Origin of the sequence: Salmonella sp. 741265050_HSA, assembly GCF_046569445.1 — a bacterium.
In the GTDB taxonomy this organism is placed as follows: domain Bacteria; phylum Pseudomonadota; class Gammaproteobacteria; order Enterobacterales; family Enterobacteriaceae; genus Salmonella; species Salmonella enterica.
On sequence record NZ_JBKFSV010000008.1, the window covers coordinates 131,800 to 149,459 of the forward strand.

General features: G+C 46.5%; 20 protein-coding genes. 12 read left to right on the forward strand and 8 right to left on the reverse strand.

Annotation, left to right across the window (positions count from 1 at the left end):
* Positions 1 to 268 precede the first annotated feature (268 nt).
* Entirely contained in the window at positions 269 to 1,834 is a 1,566-nt protein-coding gene (locus ACLD4F_RS15060; RefSeq protein ID WP_079981385.1) for a methyl-accepting chemotaxis protein, read from the forward strand.
* Here the strand turns inward: ACLD4F_RS15060 and ACLD4F_RS15065 are convergent.
* A complete protein-coding gene (locus ACLD4F_RS15065) occupies positions 1,831 to 2,478 on the reverse strand; it encodes a PadR family transcriptional regulator (RefSeq protein WP_000983434.1) in 648 nt (215 codons plus the stop codon). The genes ACLD4F_RS15060 and ACLD4F_RS15065 overlap by 4 nt on opposite strands.
* Before the next feature lie 231 nt (positions 2,479 to 2,709).
* Here ACLD4F_RS15065 and ACLD4F_RS15070 point away from each other — a divergent pair, with 231 nt between their 5' ends.
* Entirely contained in the window at positions 2,710 to 3,477 is a 768-nt protein-coding gene (locus ACLD4F_RS15070) for a siderophore-interacting protein (protein WP_079943894.1), read from the forward strand.
* A 335-nt stretch (positions 3,478 to 3,812) separates the two neighbouring features.
* On the opposite strand, the gene ACLD4F_RS15075 is transcribed toward ACLD4F_RS15070, so the two are convergent.
* The 3 genes from ACLD4F_RS15075 to ACLD4F_RS15085 are packed head-to-tail and all read right to left on the reverse strand — an operon-like array spanning position 3,813 to position 7,396.
* Positions 3,813 to 5,786 carry an AAA family ATPase gene (locus ACLD4F_RS15075; RefSeq protein WP_058342601.1) on the reverse strand — a complete coding sequence of 658 codons (1,974 nt, stop codon included), beginning with the start codon at positions 5,784 to 5,786 and terminating at the stop codon, positions 3,813 to 3,815.
* A 9-nt stretch (positions 5,787 to 5,795) separates the two neighbouring features.
* Positions 5,796 to 6,824 carry a tyrosine-type recombinase/integrase gene (locus tag ACLD4F_RS15080; protein WP_001524901.1) on the reverse strand — a complete coding sequence of 343 codons (1,029 nt, stop codon included), beginning with the start codon at positions 6,822 to 6,824 and terminating at the stop codon, positions 5,796 to 5,798.
* Complete coding sequence (locus tag ACLD4F_RS15085) at positions 6,824 to 7,396, reverse strand: phage repressor protein CI (protein WP_043986448.1); 573 nt, start codon at positions 7,394 to 7,396, stop codon at positions 6,824 to 6,826. Before ACLD4F_RS15085 ends, ACLD4F_RS15080 begins: the two co-directional genes overlap by 1 nt.
* Before the next feature lie 130 nt (positions 7,397 to 7,526).
* Here ACLD4F_RS15085 and ACLD4F_RS15090 point away from each other — a divergent pair, with 130 nt between their 5' ends.
* The 6 genes from ACLD4F_RS15090 to ACLD4F_RS15115 all read left to right on the forward strand — a co-directional run bounded on the left by ACLD4F_RS15090 (position 7,527) and on the right by ACLD4F_RS15115 (position 9,273).
* Positions 7,527 to 7,790, forward strand: a complete 264-nt coding sequence (locus ACLD4F_RS15090) for a hypothetical protein (protein ID WP_001630878.1) — start codon at positions 7,527 to 7,529, stop codon at positions 7,788 to 7,790.
* Between the two features lie 30 nt (positions 7,791 to 7,820).
* Positions 7,821 to 8,330, forward strand: coding sequence for a phage regulatory CII family protein (locus tag ACLD4F_RS15095; RefSeq protein WP_058342600.1), 510 nt, complete (start codon positions 7,821 to 7,823; stop codon positions 8,328 to 8,330).
* A gap of 7 nt (positions 8,331 to 8,337) precedes the next feature.
* Positions 8,338 to 8,565: a phage filamentation protein Fil family protein gene (locus ACLD4F_RS15100; RefSeq protein WP_023172506.1), complete on the forward strand. Its 228-nt coding sequence runs from the start codon at positions 8,338 to 8,340 to the stop codon at positions 8,563 to 8,565.
* Positions 8,552 to 8,752, forward strand: coding sequence for a hypothetical protein (locus tag ACLD4F_RS15105; RefSeq protein ID WP_000085639.1), 201 nt, complete (start codon positions 8,552 to 8,554; stop codon positions 8,750 to 8,752). Before ACLD4F_RS15100 ends, ACLD4F_RS15105 begins: the two co-directional genes overlap by 14 nt.
* Positions 8,753 to 8,821: 69 nt before the next feature.
* The gene (locus ACLD4F_RS15110; RefSeq protein WP_058671291.1) at positions 8,822 to 9,049 is read left to right on the forward strand and encodes a DUF2732 domain-containing protein; all 228 of its coding nucleotides are present in this window, start codon (positions 8,822 to 8,824) and stop codon (positions 9,047 to 9,049) included.
* Positions 9,049 to 9,273, forward strand: a complete 225-nt coding sequence (locus ACLD4F_RS15115) for a TraR/DksA family transcriptional regulator (RefSeq protein WP_023172502.1) — start codon at positions 9,049 to 9,051, stop codon at positions 9,271 to 9,273. The genes ACLD4F_RS15110 and ACLD4F_RS15115 overlap by 1 nt, the downstream gene beginning before the upstream one ends.
* Before the next feature lie 21 nt (positions 9,274 to 9,294).
* Here the strand turns inward: ACLD4F_RS15115 and ACLD4F_RS15120 are convergent, their stop codons facing one another.
* A complete protein-coding gene (locus tag ACLD4F_RS15120; RefSeq protein WP_157971876.1) occupies positions 9,295 to 9,888 on the reverse strand; it encodes a hypothetical protein in 594 nt (197 codons plus the stop codon).
* 121 nt (positions 9,889 to 10,009) lie between these two features.
* Between ACLD4F_RS15120 and ACLD4F_RS15125 the strand changes: the two genes are divergently transcribed.
* The 4 genes from ACLD4F_RS15125 to ACLD4F_RS15140 all read left to right on the forward strand — a co-directional run bounded on the left by ACLD4F_RS15125 (position 10,010) and on the right by ACLD4F_RS15140 (position 14,275).
* A complete protein-coding gene (locus ACLD4F_RS15125) occupies positions 10,010 to 12,133 on the forward strand; it encodes a replication endonuclease (RefSeq protein WP_259468634.1) in 2,124 nt (707 codons plus the stop codon).
* 117 nt (positions 12,134 to 12,250) lie between these two features.
* Positions 12,251 to 12,691, forward strand: a complete 441-nt coding sequence (locus ACLD4F_RS15130; protein WP_023172496.1) for a DinI-like family protein — start codon at positions 12,251 to 12,253, stop codon at positions 12,689 to 12,691.
* A gap of 82 nt (positions 12,692 to 12,773) precedes the next feature.
* Entirely contained in the window at positions 12,774 to 13,505 is a 732-nt protein-coding gene (locus ACLD4F_RS15135; RefSeq protein ID WP_079961387.1) for a hypothetical protein, read from the forward strand.
* A gap of 107 nt (positions 13,506 to 13,612) precedes the next feature.
* A complete protein-coding gene (locus tag ACLD4F_RS15140) occupies positions 13,613 to 14,275 on the forward strand; it encodes a hypothetical protein (protein WP_223156195.1) in 663 nt (220 codons plus the stop codon).
* Between the two features lie 359 nt (positions 14,276 to 14,634).
* On the opposite strand, the gene ACLD4F_RS15145 is transcribed toward ACLD4F_RS15140, so the two are convergent.
* The 3 genes from ACLD4F_RS15145 to ACLD4F_RS15155 all read right to left on the reverse strand — a co-directional run.
* On the reverse strand, positions 14,635 to 15,639 hold the full coding sequence (locus tag ACLD4F_RS15145; RefSeq protein WP_058342599.1) for a hypothetical protein: 1,005 nt from the start codon (positions 15,637 to 15,639) through the stop codon (positions 14,635 to 14,637).
* Positions 15,640 to 15,716: 77 nt separating this feature from the next.
* On the reverse strand, positions 15,717 to 16,763 hold the full coding sequence (locus ACLD4F_RS15150; RefSeq protein WP_000517958.1) for a phage portal protein: 1,047 nt from the start codon (positions 16,761 to 16,763) through the stop codon (positions 15,717 to 15,719).
* Positions 16,763 to 17,660 (reverse strand): terminase large subunit domain-containing protein (locus ACLD4F_RS15155; protein ID WP_411010912.1); only part of this gene is annotated, 898 nt, incomplete at its 5' end. The genes ACLD4F_RS15150 and ACLD4F_RS15155, both read right to left, overlap by 1 nt.

Consider the following 17,660-nt stretch of genomic DNA (forward strand, 5'->3'; position numbering starts at 1 on the left):
GTTAAAAATAATGTGATATTTATTCCTTCTTCCTGCCTACCTATTAATAGGTATAAGCTCAGTTGATAAATAAGAAATGGTTAACCTTTTAGCGTATTTCTTTCATTATTAGTGCCAATTTATGTCACTTTTGGTTCATCTTTCTGTGAACAATAAATATTATTTACTAATAATGTTCCGAAATAAAAAGCGATCAATATCATAAAGTTAGTAACATTATTGCCGATAAATCTTCCTGTATGAGGATATGCAATCCCAGGGAGAAAATATGTTTTTGCATAACATTAAAATACGTTCAAAATTATTTATGGCCTTTGGCTTATTCATTGTTCTCATGGTGGTCAGTTCCGCTCTGTCTTTGTTTAGCCTTGATCGGGCTAATACGGGTATGCAGAACATTATTACCAATGATTATCCCACCACGGTGAAAGCCAACCTGTTAATCGATAATTTTAATGATTTCATCATCGCGCAGCAGCTCATGCTACTGGATGAGGAGGGGCGCTGGAGCCAGAGTTCGCAGAAAGAGCTGGATGAAATAAGCCACCGTATTACGGCGCTACTGGATGAGCTTTCCAGCAATCGTCACGATGCGGCTTCGCAGAAAATCATTACCGAGATCCGTGAAGCGCGCCAGCAATACCTGGAGTCCAGATTCCGTATTTTGCAAGATATTCAAAGCCATAATCGTCAGGCGGCCATTCAGGAGATGATGACCAGAACGGTGCAGGTGCAAAAGGTCTATAAGGATAAAGTTCAGGAGCTTATCGCTGTTCAGGACGCGCAAATGCACAACGCGGGCGTGCAGGTCGAAGGAGATTTTAAAACTAACCGGACGCTGTTAATTACCCTGGCGCTGATAAGCATCGCCGCCGGATGCGTAATGGGATGGTATATCGTACGTTCCATTACCCGACCGCTTGATGACGCGGTACGCTTTGCCGAGGCGATTGCCGATGGCGATCTGACTCGTCATATCACCACCGATTATAAAGATGAAACAGGCGTACTACTGCAAGCGTTAATGGCGATGAAAACGCGTCTGCTGGATATCGTACAGGAAGTGCAAAACGGTTCGGAGAGTATCTCCACGGCGGCGGCGCAAATTGTCGCCGGTAACCAGGATTTGGCCGCGCGTACGGAAGAACAGGCCAGCTCGGTTGAAGAAACGGCGGCGTCGATGGAACAGATTACCGCCACGGTTAAAAACACAGCCGATCATACCAGTGAAGCGACCAAACTCTCTGCCGGCGCCGCCAGCGTAGTGAAAAACAATGGGGAGATGATGAATCAAGTGACGCAGAAAATGCGCGTCATTAACGATACGGCAAATCGTATGTCGGATATCATCAATATCATTGATTCCATTGCCTTTCAGACCAATATTCTGGCGCTGAACGCGGCGGTTGAAGCGGCGCGTGCGGGCGAACATGGACGTGGTTTTGCCGTTGTCGCCGGAGAGGTTCGCCAGTTGGCGCAAAAGAGCGCCTCGTCAGCCAGTGAAATCCGTAATTTGATTGAAGATTCAACCAGTCAGACTCAGGAAGGGATGCACCTGGTGGAGAAAGCCAGCGCCCTGATTAATGGCATGGTGGATAACGTCGAAGAGATGGATGTGATATTACGCGAGATTGGGCAGGCCAGCCGTGAGCAAACTGACGGTATTTCGCAGATTAACAGCGCGATTGGCCTGATTGACGCCGCCACGCAACAAAACTCCTGCCTTGTGGAAGAGTCTGTTGCCGCCGCGGCGTCGCTGAACGAACAGGCGTTACATTTAAAAGAGCTGGTTAATGTGTTCCGCGTCCGCGAAGAGGACACGCAGCCCGCTTAATCCAGTTCGGCGATTTCCAGCGCCGCGCGATCAATCACGCCGATAATGCGTTTGATTTGCGCGTCGTTGATATCGCTGTGGTTTATCCGCAGATCCAGCACGGCCTTGAAGTTATCCAGCGCCCGCTTCATCTGCGGATTTTTACGTAACTCCATGCCCACACAACGGGCTTTTAGCCGCGCCTGAATATGCGTCAGGTGTTCGCGATTTTCATCAAGCCATTGCGCGCCGTTCGCGGTAATCGCGATTTTTTTCCGCCCGCCTTCTTCGTCGCTAATCGTGATAAATTGCTGATCCTGTAAAAAATCCAGCGTAGGGTAGATCACGCCAGCGCTTGGCGTATAGCCGCCCCCCGTCAGGTTTTCTATCGCTTTAATCAGTTCATAGCCGTGGCTGGCGTCCCGGGTCAGGATATCAAGAATGACCAGCCGAAGTTCCCCGTGGCCAAAAAATCGCTGACGTCGACCACCGCCCTGTCCATGACGACCACAGCCGTGTCCGTGACGGTGTTCGCCGCCGCAACTGGCGTTCTCATGCTGATGCGCGCTATGGCAGCCTTCATGCTGATGTTCTCGATCTTTACAGCAGCCGTCGTGCTTATGATCCCGGTTTTTGCAACACCCTTCATGTTGATTTTGCATCATTGCCTCCTACTTATTTAGATATATCTAATTTATATCTAAATAATGGCTTTTAGCAAGGTCAAAAGCGCTTTTTGCTATAATCTATTAATTTATAACGTTTTATTTTAAGGTTATAGTTAGCAATGCGTTGCCAGAATACTATCAAAAAACAGTTGCATTTTTACTGATTAACAATCATTATCATTTAAAAATTTAATTTAGATATATCGTATTATTTCACGAAGGCAAAAAATGACGACATCATCCGCACGCTATCCACAGCGTGTTCGTAATGAACTGCGTTTTCGCGAGCTGACCGTTCTGCGGGTAGAACGTATTAGCGCAGGATTTCAGCGGATCGTACTTGGCGGCGAGGCGCTGGACGGTTTCACCTCCCTGGGCTTTGACGATCACACGAAAGTTTTTTTCCCTGAGCCAGGCTGTCGCTTTACGCCCCCGACAGTCACTGAGGAAGGCATTATCTGGGGGGAGGGCGTTCGTCCGGTCTCCAGGGATTACACGCCGCTGTATGACGAGGCGCGTCGCGAGCTGGCGCTGGATTTCTTTATCCACGATGGCGGCGTAGCCAGCCGTTGGGCAATGGAAGCCCGTGAAGGCGATACACTGACGATTGGCGGGCCGCGCGGTTCGCTGGTGGTGCCGGAAGATTATGCTTGTCAGGTTTATGTCTGCGATGAGTCCGGTATGCCTGCGCTACGTCGTCGTCTGGAATCGCTTAGCCGTCTGCCTGCGCGCCCTGCGGTAACCGCGCTGGTGAGCATTCAGGATGCGGCATACTGCGATTATCTCGCCCATTTGACGGACATTACTGTGGAATATGTTGTTGGCGGCGATGAACAGGCAATGCAAACGCGCCTGTCGCAGCTGACAATACCAGAATCAGACTATTTCATCTGGATTACTGGCGAAGGCAAAACGGTAAAACGTTTAAGTCAGTGCTTTGAAAAGGGGTTTGATCCACACTTGGTACGTGCGGCAGCCTATTGGCATCGTAAATAGCGGTATGGGGCGAGCCCTGTCAGAAACAAAAAAGCCACTCTTTAGAGTGGCTTAATTATATGATTTTAAAGCTAAAATTTGGTGGCCCCTGCTGGACTTGAACCAGCGACCAAGCGATTATGAGTTCCTACCGTAACAACCGAAAATCAATAGGTTGTGTTATTTATCATTGACATAGATTGCCAGTGTTTGCCAATGATTATCCATGATTCGCCATTTCTACCGCCATTTTATCGCCATCAAACAAGGAGGTGCTAAATCTTGTTACATGCATGGCTGGAATGAGTAGGAGCAGTGTGACCCCCTATCCAGTTATGAATAAGGGGAGGAATATGTTATTCGAAGAAACGTTTTATCTCTTCAATCCAAGCTGGTGTAGGAGTAACGGTTCCAGTTTTTTCATTTAAATATTGATCAATATGAATGTATCTCTTTGCGAATGAGTATTTAATGCCATCAGTATTGAAAAAACGATCTAGAATGACTTCTTCACGTGGACGTAAGTCCATGGTGTAAAAAGAATTTAAGTTAGTATCATCTATCGTTTTTCCTTCCAGAAGTTCATCTAGATATTCGAACTCAGGGTATTTGTGTATGAAATCTTTTACTGTACGTACGAAAGTAAAGCCATTCAGGCAATTTTCTATTTCTGTAGGAGGAGAAACTTTATTTGAGTGAATATCAACTAAAATAGTATCATTAGTTGTTGGGTCGTTGATAATGCGTTTGCATTTTATCTTTTCAATGTTATTCACATGATAATTTACCAGTTCGCGGTCAGTATCTGACAATAAAAAAACTTTTCCATTAATGTCTTTTCTAAGATCATCATGACTGGCTTCTAATAGTTGGAAAATCTTTTTAACCTCTTTAGCCCCCCCAACAGGAACAATTCTTAATCTTTTTGTGGCTACTAAATCCCGCAAGTAATAACCGAGATAAAGTTTTTCGGTTGAACCCTCACAAATCAACCAATTATAAGGGGCTTCAGCTAAGGTGCTGGATATTATTGATTGTATCAGATCGTTTGTGCTTTTCAATCGAATGTCGTATGGGATTTTATTACTGTTTTCCTTAGTTTTCTTTTTAATTTCTTCACGATAACCAGCTAAGTCATATAAGGTGAAATGATGTGTTTGATTCTCTTTTATAATTGAAGTTGAGCAACCATCTTCAACCGTGGGAAGATACCCATACCAATGTGTGGTGAATACTAGCTGACAACAATTTTTACTTATATTATATAAATTTTCAAATTGTTCGAAACATGCCGACATATGAAGTGAGCACTCAGGTTCGTCAATTGCTATTAGTAAATGATCTCCATTTTCTCTATGATTCGTAAGAAAACCATGAGCTATATCAATAATCGCCTTTTGTTTTTCCCCTGAACTTAATGAGTTAATTTCAATCCAAGAGCTTGAATCCCTTTTATTCAGTTTTCTAATCCTGAAATAGGCATCAATGATGAGTTTATATATATCTCTTCTCTTGAGATTCTGTTGACGATCACCTGATGTTCTATAGCTATAAATTTCAAGTTCATTTTCAATTTGTGTAATAAAGGAATTTAACCCATTATTTATTTTTGTTATGGTTTCATTTGGGATTTTTTCTCTAATAATTTGCTCTAAACTCTCACCCATCAGTTTTTGAATTTCGTTTGTTTCTAGCTTGGTAAAAGTCTCTGGGTCAATATCTTTTGGTATATAGATGTATTCATACTTATCTTTTAAGTATGCAAGGAGACCTTGAAAATGATCAATTAACGAAGGATTGGATAATTTATTGTTTTCTATTTCTTCAGCTGGTGGATTTATAATTTCAGTAAGTAACTTACAGTTTAATATTGAAAGGTTAACTGTACCTGAAATGTCGCAACCTAACGGCAGAATATAATATTTATTAATATCGTTATTCCTAACGACTTTTTTTATATGCTCGATAAATGAAATGATTGGCGGCCTTGTTGTTGGTGTCATTGGAACGCCAGTACTACGCTCATCAAAACTGAGTGATAACTGAGTAAGCCACTGCGCTGCCTCTTGGTGACGCTCTGGGATTTCTTCTTTTCTAATCATGAATACAGGAACTATATTAGGTGACAATGTCCCTGTAGATGCCTTTTTAAAACCAGTATTTAAATTCCAGTTTTTGCTGTTAAAGAAAGAATCTAAAGACTCTAAAACGGAGCTTTTTCCAATACCATTGTTTCCTATCAAACCGCAGAAGTTACTTCCACTTGATAAAGGAATATAGTTATTTCCGCCGTATGTCTTAAAATATCTTAAAAACAATCCAATTATCATTTTAAACCTCTAACTTTTAAGCTTACTTTTAAAAGAGTTGATTGCATCATTCAAAGGGTTCAGTTTAACCGCATCTTCTAAATGGTCTGGCGCGAAGTGCGCATATCGCATCGTCATTTTGATGTCGGTATGGCCGAGCACGCGTTGCAAGACCAGAATATTACCGCCATTCATCATAAAGTGGCTGGCGAAGGTATGGCGCAAAACGTGGGTAAGCTGTCCTGCCGGTAGTTCAATGCCTGTTCTTTCCAGAGCTGATCGGAACGCGCCATAACAATCGCTAAACAACCGGCCTTTTTTATCATCAGGCAGAGACTCATAGAGCTCTTTGCTGATTGGGACGGTGCGGTTTTTTCTGCCTTTCGTGTTGGTGTATGTGATTTTGTATTTTGCGAGCTGGCTTTTTTTCAGGCTCTCGGCCTCAGACCACCGTGCGCCAGTGGCGAGACAGATTCTTACCACGGTTTCTAAATCAGGGTGGTCGTGCCGATTACACTCTCCGAGCAGTTGCGAAATTTGGTCGTGAGTTAGCCAGGCCATTTCCATTTCTTCTGTGCGGAATGGGCGCATATTTTTCAATGGGTTTTCACCCTTCCATTCTCCGAGGCGGTTTAGCTCATTGAACACTGCCCGGAAGTAGGCCAGCTCAAGATTAAGCGTGCGAGGTGATACCTCTTTCACTCTGTTTGAACGGGCATACTCACCTTTTAACCGTTTTTCTCGGTAGCGGGAAAACATCTGCGCATCGAAATCGCGTGCGAGTGGTTCGCCCATACACTCAAAAGCATGGTGCATGGCTAACTGGCGTTTCAAGCCGTCTTTCAGTGTAATGCCATGAGCTCTATACCATGAATCAACCAGCTCTTTTAACGTGCGCCTGTCTTCCTTTTCTTCCTGCCACGGGTTTTGAACGGTGTGCTGTTCAAACGCCAGAGCCTCGCCCTTAGTAGCGAATTTCTTTCTGATACGTTTGCCTTTTGCACCGTTTGGGTAGAGCTCACAAATCCAACCGCCAGCCGGATTTTTACGGACAGTCATCAATTAACCTCGCTGTATACACCCACTACACGGCCAATCGTTTTTATCTCATCAATCCCGCATTCAAACGGTACTTTGCCACCTGCCACATGCAACCTTTTACCGGGTAGAACCGTTAACTCACGGAGGCTGATTGCGCCCTCAACATCAACAATCCAGAAGCCGTCAGCTAAAGGTGCATCTTTCTCAGCGATGTAGCTTTTGTTCTCGCTTCTAACACAAATGGCACTTTTCAAAGGCTTTTCGAAAAGCTCGGGATCGATATTCAAAATTCCAGTTTTAGTGAGTCTACCTTCACTTAATGTGAATGACTGGAGTTCGTAAGACGATTTTGAGTTTTCATCTGATTTTTGTGGGCCTTTCCCTGTCAGGATCCATTGGATATTTACGCCCGTCTCAAGGGCGCAGAATGCAGCGAAATCATAGGAGACGTTGTCCCGCGTATAGCGGTTTTGCAGCGTGCTGGCTGCGATATTGAAATGATTAGCGAGCTGGATTTTCTGCGTGAATCCGTAGACCTGACAGATTCTGTCTAAAACTTCCTCGTTTGATATTTGGCTTTCAAAGTCCATAAATCGCATTCTCATGTTGACCAATGCTAATAATCGCATTAGGATTCGATTGTTGGTGGCAGTTGATGGCAAGCGTCGACAAAACTTTGGCAATCACTGTCAGAAATTTTCAAATAAGGAATCATGCAATATGGCTTCTGAAATCGCAATCATCAAAGTGCCTGCACCTATCGTTACTCTGCAACAATTCGCAGAGCTTGAGGGTGTTTCTGAACGCACCGCCTACCGCTGGACAACCGGCGACAACCCTTGTGTACCAATCGAACCACGTACCATCCGGAAAGGTTGTAAGAAAGCAGGTGGCCCGATTCGCATTTATTATGCACGCTGGAAAGAAGAGCAGTTGCGTAAGGCGTTGGGTCATTCCCGTTTTCAACTCGTCATCGGCGCTTAATTCACTTTATGTGAATTGGAAGGATGCAACATGTTTGATTTTCAGGTTTCCAAACATCCCCACTATGACGAAGCGTGCCGGGCTTTTGCGCAGCGTCACAACATGGCGAAGCTGGCCGAGCGTGCAGGTATGAACGTTCAAACGTTACGTAACAAGCTCAACCCGGAACAGCCTCACCAGTTTACGCCGCCTGAATTGTGGCTGCTGACTGACCTGACCGAAGACTCAACCCTTGTTGATGGTTTTCTGGCGCAGATTCATTGCCTGCCATGCGTGCCGGTTAATGAGCTGGCTAAAGATAAATTGCAGTCTTATGTCATGCGCGCAATGCGTGAACTCGGCGAACTGGCAAGCGGTGCGGTATCTGATGAACGTCTGACCTCTGCCCGTAAGCACAACATGATTGAAAGCGTTAATGCTGGCATTCGCATGTTGTCATTATCGGCCCTGACGCTGCATGCGCGTCTGCAGACTAATCCCGCTATGTCGAGCGTGGTCGATACCATGAGCGGTATTGGCGCATCGTTCGGGCTTATTTGAGGTGCGTATGCTGAAAGGTGAACCGTCATTCGCGTCTCTGCTCGTCAAGCAAAGCCCCGGCATGCACTACGGCCACGGCTGGATCACAGGTAAGGACGGCAAGCGCTGGCACCCGAGCCACTCACAGTCCGAATTATTAAAAGGGCTGAAAACAAAGCCGCCGAAATCGTCAGGTTTTTTAATTATTCGTATTGTCCACTTTATTATTAAAGGGGTTAAACATGTCACGCGATGAATTAAGGATTGTTTTAGGTGCCATGATTCCGAACATGGAAGACGGTTTTGAAATTAAAACCCGCGATGGGATAATTTTACGAGTTGACCCGGAATGGGAGTGCTGCAAGCAGTTTAAAGATAGCCTGAAAGCTGAAATTATCAGCCAATTGAAAAGTAAACCAGCCGTCGTATTTGGTTATAGCTAATTAAACAAAAGAAATTATCTGGCGTAAACCCGCCGGGCTTCTTATTGCCCGAAATCAGGAGAATCAATTATGCGTAATACCGAAATCCGTAGTTTTAACACTGATAGTGATGCGCTGGCCGTATTGCTGACCGATGCAAAAAAAGAAGAGCGTAAAGACCGCGCGCTCGCTGTTTCCATCCGCCTTGAGGCGCTGGCTATCCATATCACCAAAGAGGGTATGAGCTGCACCGAAGCTGCCGAACTGCTGCGTCGTGAAGCAACCCGCTTTGAGAATGAATCACAGGAGCTGCACTAATGGCCGACGCAATGGATTTAGCACAAAAGCGCGAGCAGGAAGACCGCGAGCGCTACATCAGCAACGCGCGCAGCCGTATCGCTGCGCCTTCCCGTTTTCTTTGCGAAGAATGTGATGCACCAATCCCGGAAGCTCGCCGCGCTGCGATTCCGGGCGTGGCTTTTTGCGTGACCTGCCAGCAAATCGCCGAACTTAAATTAAAACACTATCGGGGTGCGATATGACTACCAGACCACTAAGCCAGCTCAAGAAAGCGGCGCGTATTTGGGATAAAGCCCATCGAGGCATCGCGGCGTTTTGGCTGCGTCAGCATGCCACATCCAAACAGGGTGAATATCACCCGAAAGAATCGAAGCTACAAATTTTGAAAAAACTTCGGGAACAGCAAAAAGCTCAGTCGACATCGGTAAATGCTGGGGATTGCCAGAGCGATAAAACTCAACAGTCCGCCGAGTACAGCGAGCCGACACATGAATATCTGTCGATAGTTCTTCCCAGGTCTGCCAGTCATCCAGTTGAGATACTGGGGTATCCAAATAACGTCGATTTAAAATTTGTAAGGCGTGCCGAACATGTATTGACCATTCTTCGCGTGGTTTCCAGCTATGTGGACAATTCCACTCAATTTTCCGACCTAGCTCATGCCGACCAGCTATTGAAAGAGGTAGCCGGTCTGCTATGTGGCATTGAGTCTCAGAAAGAAAAGCATCGCAAATGCCCAGCATGTCGGATGCGGAAATGATCTTCATTGGTTCTTTCGTAGCTTCGAAAGCTGTCACCTCTGTAATCAAATCAACATAGCGGCGTTGGGTGGGATCTTCTTCAGTGAATAAAGTCATAGACACTCCTGTCTCAGCAAAGGCTACGGGTGAGATTGATTATGCCTTTGTATGGAATTTTCCAAAACAGGCAATAGCCAGCCCATATCTTACCTATGACCAACAGTATCGCCGCGACCGTATGTTCGCGGCTTTGCTGCATGCGAGAAAGGTGCTTTCTCTCCAGCCAGAGTGCGTGCGATTTGATGTTTATCGCACCGCTGCAGTGCTGGAACAAAATCAGGGCAGTCAACGAGCCAATGACTTTTTAATCAGCTTCTGCAAAAAGGCATTGCCACGTCTTGAACTGGTAGCAAAAAAATACGAGTGCGTTGGCATCAACAGCAATGTATCAACCGCTGTTTTCGGTGGCCATTTTGATACCAAGCTTATGCAATATCTGGCATCACGCATGGTCAATATGGTAGCCAGATATAACCGCCTCCCGGATATGTCGCGCGCCGATATTGACCTACTGGCTGCTGATATCGCTAATTTCATTCGTGCTGAACTGGCTGACATTGATGACACCGGATTTAGCGAGCTTAAAACGCTGTACACCTGGTACATGCGCGCCGGTTTTATTTCTCTGCAATTCAATGTTACCCCTCCGCATTGGGAGCGAGTGACAAAGAAATATGTCGGAGAAGATGAAATCGCCCCGGCCATCGCTCGCATGTTTAACGATGTGTGGTGGCGTGGTCGTCTGCGTCGCATTGCGGCTGCATGGCGCGAACATCTGCAAATTACTGTCGGTAACGTCAGTAAGAAAAAGCATGCCTATGCGAGTAAAAACTGCGTGACTGACTGGCGTGAACAAAAGCGCCGCACTCGTGAATTTCTCAAAGGTCTGGATCTCGAAGACGAAGACGGCAACCGTATCAGCCTGATTGAAAAATTTGACGGCTCGGTCGCTAACCCTGCGATACGCCGCTGCGAGCTGATGACCCGCATCCGTGGGTTTGAAAATATCTGCAATGAACTCGGATACGTCGGGGAGTTTTACACCCTGACCGCACCGTCTAAATATCATGCCACGACTAAAGCGGGATACCGTAACAGCAAATGGAACGGCGCCAGCCCGTCGGACACGCAGAGCTACCTAGCCGGCCTTTGGGCGCGCATTCGTGCCAAGCTACATCGGGAAGAAATTCGCATTTTCGGCATACGTGTTGCCGAGCCTCATCACGACGGAACGCCGCATTGGCACATGCTTATGTTCATGTTGCCAGAAGACGTCGAGCGCGTGCGCCTCATCATCCGCGATTATGCATGGGAGGAAGACCGCCACGAACTTAAAAGTGATAAGGCTAAAAAAGCCCGCTTTTATGCTGAGGCTATCGACCCGGAGAAAGGCAGTGCTACCGGCTATGTCGCGAAATACATTTCTAAAAACATCGACGGTTATGCTCTCGATGGTGAAATCGATGACGAAAGCGGTGAGCTGCTGAAAGAGACAGCCCCCGCTGTATCAGCATGGGCGGCGCGCTGGCACATCCGTCAGTTTCAGTTTATCGGCGGTGCGCCGGTGACGGTCTACCGTGAATTGCGTCGTCTCGCTGATACCGAGGCCGCGCACGGTCTGAGCGTTGAGTTTGCCGCCGTCCATGATGCCGCTGACGCCGGTGACTGGGCTGGTTACGTTAATGCGCAGGGTGGGCCGTTTGTCCGTCGCGATGATTTGCAGGTGCGCACACTGTATGAACCGCGCACCGAGTTTAATCAGTATGGTGAGGAAACCGTCTGCATTCGTGGCGTATACGATTCCGCTATTGGTGCTGGCACTCCGATTTTAACCCGGCTAACGCAGTGGAAAATTGTGCCGAAGCGTGCCGTTGATTTGGCCGTTGACGTTAAGGGCGCTCCTGCGCCCTCTCGGAGTTCTGTCAATAACTGTACGGGAAGCGAAAGCGATCCACCGGAACTCGATTTATCTAAACCCCTAAGTCGACGTGAAAAACGAGAGCTGACAAACCGACTCAGGAAGCAAAAGCCAGCAATACGGCGAAAATTTATCCACGGAACGGATGAGCAAAACGCAGCTATAGCGAAAACTATCGACGAGATACATCTGACTACCGGCATCACAATCAGTCGGGGCGAAGCCCTGCACCTGATGGCCGGTGGTAAAAGTTGCTTTAACGGTAAATGGTTGAGAGGAACGGCCAAGGGAGAAATATTTACCGCAGCACCATCGTATCAGGCTAAGGCTAGGATAATCCTCAATCGTGTTGCGGCTTTAGCTGAACTAGCAACGAAAATATAATCGTTAATATTCATCCATATCATGTACATACAGTGTGTTTAACTGTGATTTTTTCTTCACACTTTTTGTTATTACGTGTTACTGTATGCATATACAGTATCTCGTAATGGAGGTTGTGTGGATAGAGAGCTAAATGAGCACGTTATGATTGAGCGGGTCGAAATGATTGCGCGTCTGACTGCTGAAGGTACTTGTAAGGAAAGAGATCGTGAAATTGCATTGAATTTAATCGCGGAGATAGCAAGAGGCAACCTAATGAAAAATAATAATTTTTCTGTTGTTTTTTCCGCGCCACCTGTTGATGGAACCTTTGCAAATGAGGGCAAGGTGAAAGTAAATATCACATTGGACAAAGACCAAAAAATAGGCCAGCCGGTGATTGATGCTTTTCAATGCGAATTGACCAAGCGAATACAGTCTGTTTTCCCCTCAACGCGCGTTACTGTTAAAAAGGGAGCCATGACCGGTGTCGAGCTGATGGGATTCGATAAAGATTCAGACCGCGAAGCGCTGGATAGCATCCTTAAGGAAGTGTGGGAAGATGAGAGTTGGCGTTAATCCCTGAAAAATGTGCAACCCTCGACCCCATGTTTGATAGCATGGGGTTGTTTTGTATGGGGATTACACACAAAGGAAAATCATGGATACCGTAATAGCATTTTTATCTCTGGCTCTCTTTATTGCTTTTATTGTGGGGTTAATCAAGCCGTCGCTGGTTCGAATGCCGAACCGTAAGCGCTCCAGTGCGGTTTATCTCGGTGGCTGTCTGGCGCTGGGTGTTATTGGCTCAATCTTATGGCCGTCTGAAAAAAGTCAGACTGTGGCAAAAGCTGACGTGCCGGAGGTTAAAGCGGAACCGACTACGCCAACCTTTGAGTACGCAGATAAGACCCTCAAAGAATATCGCAATGAGCCAAAAGAAACCCGGCACGATATCGTTAAAGGTTATGTTGGCTTCAAAGGTGTACCGGTAAGCTCTGCTGATGCTTTTTATGCCTGTATGAGTGAGTACACTTTTACGAAAGATGATGCGTTAAAGCTCGGTGATGTGTTGGAGTGGTGTTTTAACGACTTCGAGAAGGATCCACAGTCCCTAAATAATAAAATCAACCTTGACGCATTTCAGGGTAATTTTAGTGGTTGGGATGGCTCTTATCGCCCGTTAGAGAAGCTGATAAAAGCCAGCATGAATGATGATTCCTCTTATAAGCATGTTTCAACGGTCTACCATCTGATTTTGAATAAAGACCCGCATGCCGTTGTAAAAACAACGTTTCGCGGCACTAATGCTTATGGTGGCGTGGTCAAGCAGACCGTAGCGGCGCGCGTTGATGTGCGAACGGGCGAGGTCGTTTCGATACTCGACAATTAACCAGTATTGTGACAAACGCCGCCGGTGCTGAAACTTGCTTTCAGGGCTGGCGGGGTTGAACAACGAGCTACGCGAGGCGTTAGACTAAATTAAACTGAGGTCAAAAAATGCTTTGGAAAGTGATTACATTTGTACTTGTCGGTGTTTGTATTTTTGTTCTAGGGTTATGGCTAGGTTCTATTCAGGCTGAATGGTCGAAACCAGAGCATAAAGATGCTGTTGCTTATTTAACTATGTTAGGCGGATGGGTTTCAGGAATTGCAACATCATTCGCAGTAATCATTTCACTGTATGCGACATATCAATCATCACAAAATAATATTGAAAAATTAACCTTATCCTATAAATCTTACCCGAGCGATAATAATGAAAATCATTGTGCAGTTGTAGAAGTGAAAAATATGCGGAGTATTCCGGCGCATATACAAGAGTTTTGCTTAGAGATTAGTGGGGTGGATGGTTACTTAAATATAAATAAACTAAAGGCCAATGGGCTACCAATCCCGTATTCTTTATACCAAATAGGTGAGATATGGAAATTTGCCTTTTATCCTGATGCACAACAGGCAAATATGAAGTTCTATCATGAACTGAGCACCAAAGGGAGTCCAACTTTCCGGAGTGGTTTCTTTGTGGTTAAAACATCAATGAAGCAATACAAACTAAGGATACCTGAAGGGTTGTTGAGAGTGATGAAAGCTAGCTATGAAAAACAAATAAAAATACGGGAGAAATATAAGGAAATGTCTGGTAAAGATATGGATATATAAAACGCATTAAATAGCATCAAATTGCATGTTTTTTCCTGTCATGTCGTGAGTGAACGACGCCAGCGCTGGCGCGGCTTCAGAGTGTTGATGCAACTGCATTAAAACCGCCCCATAAAGCGGGCAGGCGTGGCGGGGAAAGCATTGCGCGCCAGCGGTGGTGCGTAATATTAAAAATTATCGTCTGAGCGCGTCGTGATGGCGCTTTCGTGGTCGCTGTCGGTTCGTTGGTGGTCGGGGGTGGTTGTGCGCGCGTGGCGCGTCTGAGGCGTGACGGTGGTGTGCATGGAAAAGCCGCCTAGAGACAGCGGCTTAACAGGAATGGCGAGATTCAAACTGCTAATGTTTTTACAATGATTAAACTAATTTACATGTATGTAGAGTTCACAGTCACTAGACCAATCGGGACACTCTAAAACAAGCCCAAACTGCTTGAATATTTCACTAATGACTATTGTTATTTCCCGATAATCATCAAAACCTGTAATGTGCTGGTCATTAAACTTGCCATAAAGATTCTGAAAAGCAATGCCTAATTCTGATAATTGATATCTTATCTTTGAGTTGGATAGTGTAAGGGATAGCTTTGGATCGTATTCTTTAATATTGATATTTAGAGAGTGGACATAACCCATCGCATAAGCATAAGAGTTGATGATAAGCCTGATGCGTTTTTTTACTTCGAGATACATTTCACTCAGAGGCGTATTATAGCATTTATAGTCCCAGATGAGTTTTCCAATCTCGTCAGATACTTCATTTACAACGGTATCAAGATTCTCTAGAAATAAATCGATAGTCTCTTGAGGGGCTGACCCTGAAGACATGTAATTAGCGAGATATTCAGACCATGCACGCGTGGCTGAGATAAGAAGCGCGCTGCCATACTCGTTGACCGTAAAGTTTTGGGCTAAGCATGTTAGTAAGTTTTTTTCATGTACGTGCACTAATTCATGGTGAATACGATGGATGACTGCGCGGTATCCTTCTTCGTTCAATTTTAAGAAGCTTCCATCATTGAAAAGCTCAGCAAAAAATTCAATAGATAGTACAAGGGTATATTCTTCACATAGCCCATCATTGCCAATTTTTGATACTAATTGTCCGACGGCTGCACCCTGTTTGCTATTGGTGTATGAACTAGGAGATTTGTGTTGGTAAGTGGATGTTATCTTTTGAAGGGCTTCGCTAAAGTTATAGGAAATAACAATGCATTTTAATTTTGAGATTTCAAGGTTGAGATTGTTATTTAAAGCCCGGATGGCTTCTAGCGTGAACCTACCGATATTATTTGCTTCTTCTTCAGTAGCGAAACCTTCCAGGGTTATTTCAAAATTAGTTTCCAAAATATTAATCTCCGCATCCATTATTTTGATATCTGATGCACTATAGCTTTCGCAGATTGTATCTTCAATGATGAGCGCAGAGATTAAGCTGACCTAAGTTATTCCGGGTTGTCGAGGGTGTACTCTTTGAACCTGATGACCTCCATGCCGAGCCAGTCGTTTACCTCCCTGAATCTGTCCTGTAAGGGTGATAACTCGTTACGCACAAAGACCTTTGCCACCTTCTCAACATCACCCATTGAGCCGATATTCTCAGGCTTGCCGCCCATGAGCTGGAACGGTACGCGGTGCGCATCCATGAGGTCAGCGGCGCTGGCTTTCTTGATGTTGAAAAAGTCATCCTTTGTGGCGACTTCGCTCAATGGCACGATTTTTATGCCGTCCGGTTTCCCGTTCGGTGAGTAGAAAAACAGGTTTTTAAAGTTGCCGAGCCCTTTAGAGTTACGCATTGCATCGCGCAGCGATTCGACGTCAGTCGCGCTTTGCGCCGGGTCAGTCACATACATGATGTAACCTGCGTGCGCGCCGTTCTGGTAATACTTGCGGCGGAACAGCGTTGCGGATTCATTCAGCCAGGCGGAATTAAGTGCGCTGAGATATTCAGGCAGGCCGTAAATCTCCTGATTAATATCAGGCTCCAGCAGGTGGAACACGGTATCGGGTGCGAATTCATGCGGCTGAGTGAAGTTTTCCACAAACCAGAAAACCGAGTCATCGACCCCGCGTCGGGTGTATTTTGCCGGTGAAGTCAGCAGTTTTATTAACTGTCCGGTGACGCTGTGGCGCTGCTCAAGAAAGGCGTTACCGAATACCAGATAGTCGAGCGCAAAGCGGCTGAAATCCTGACGGGACAGCAGCGGGTGCGGAATGTAGGTGCTCGCGAGCACGTTGCGTTTAACGTAAATCGGTGAGCTGTGATGCACTGCAGAGCGCAGGCTTTTTGCCAGCCCGGAGAAGCTGACCGGCGGCTCGTACCATTTGCCGTTACTGATGCACTCGACGTAATCCAGAATGTCGCGCTTATCGAGTACCGGCACCGGCTCACCGAAGGTGAACGCTTCCATTTTTTGCGGTGCGCTGGCTTTTAGTTGCTGTGGTGCGCGGGCTTTCTGCGCGGCGGCTTTACGGGATTTTTGCTTACCCATTAGTTGAACTCCAGAATAGATTTAGGCTGCATGCCGCTACCGGCAGAAAGCGGTTCGTTTAACAGGGCGTGCATGGTAGCCCATGCGATATCAGCGTGACTGGCTTCCTCGGTGCGGCTGGCCTCATAGGTGGCGCTGCGCCCGCTGCTGGTCATGGTTTTGCGGATGGACATAAACGACTGTGTGACATCAGTTGCTCCGGCGTCGTACTCCAGACAGCCACGGCGAATCGTGTCTTTCGCCTTGAGCACCATTGCGGTTTTCATTTCTGGCGTGTAACGGATACCGCGTGCCGCCGGGTAGAATGAGCGCACCAACTGGAATACGCCGAGACCGAGGCCTGTTGCGTCAATGCCGATGTATTCGACGTTGTATTTCTCAGTGAGCCTGCGGATGCCTTCTGCCTGCGCGGCAAAGTCCATGCCTTTCCACTGGTGACGCTCCAGCATGCGAAACTTGCCACCCGAAACCACCGGCGGCGCGAGTACGACACATCCGGCACTGTCGCCGGTGTGGGACGGGTCGTAGCCAATCCAGACCGGTCGCGAGCCGAATGGATGGTCGGCGAACGGGGCGAAGTCCTCCCATGTTTCCATCACGTCGACCATGCAGCGCTGCAGCTCCTCGAACGGGAATACCGATGCCTTATCGTCGACAAACTCGCACATAAACAGGTTCTTAAAGTCCTCATCACTGTTTTCGCGTCTGAGCTGGTCGAGGTCGAACAGGGTGCAGCCACCGGCAAGGGCGTCCTCAATAGTGACAATCTGCCGCCACTGTCCGTCAGCGCAAAGAAGCCCACCGGCGAGCGCGCTGTGACTGATGTCGATTTCGATGCGGTCAGCGGCACTGGCGCGCCCCTTGTTGAACAGCTCGCCAGACCAGAAGGGGTAAGCG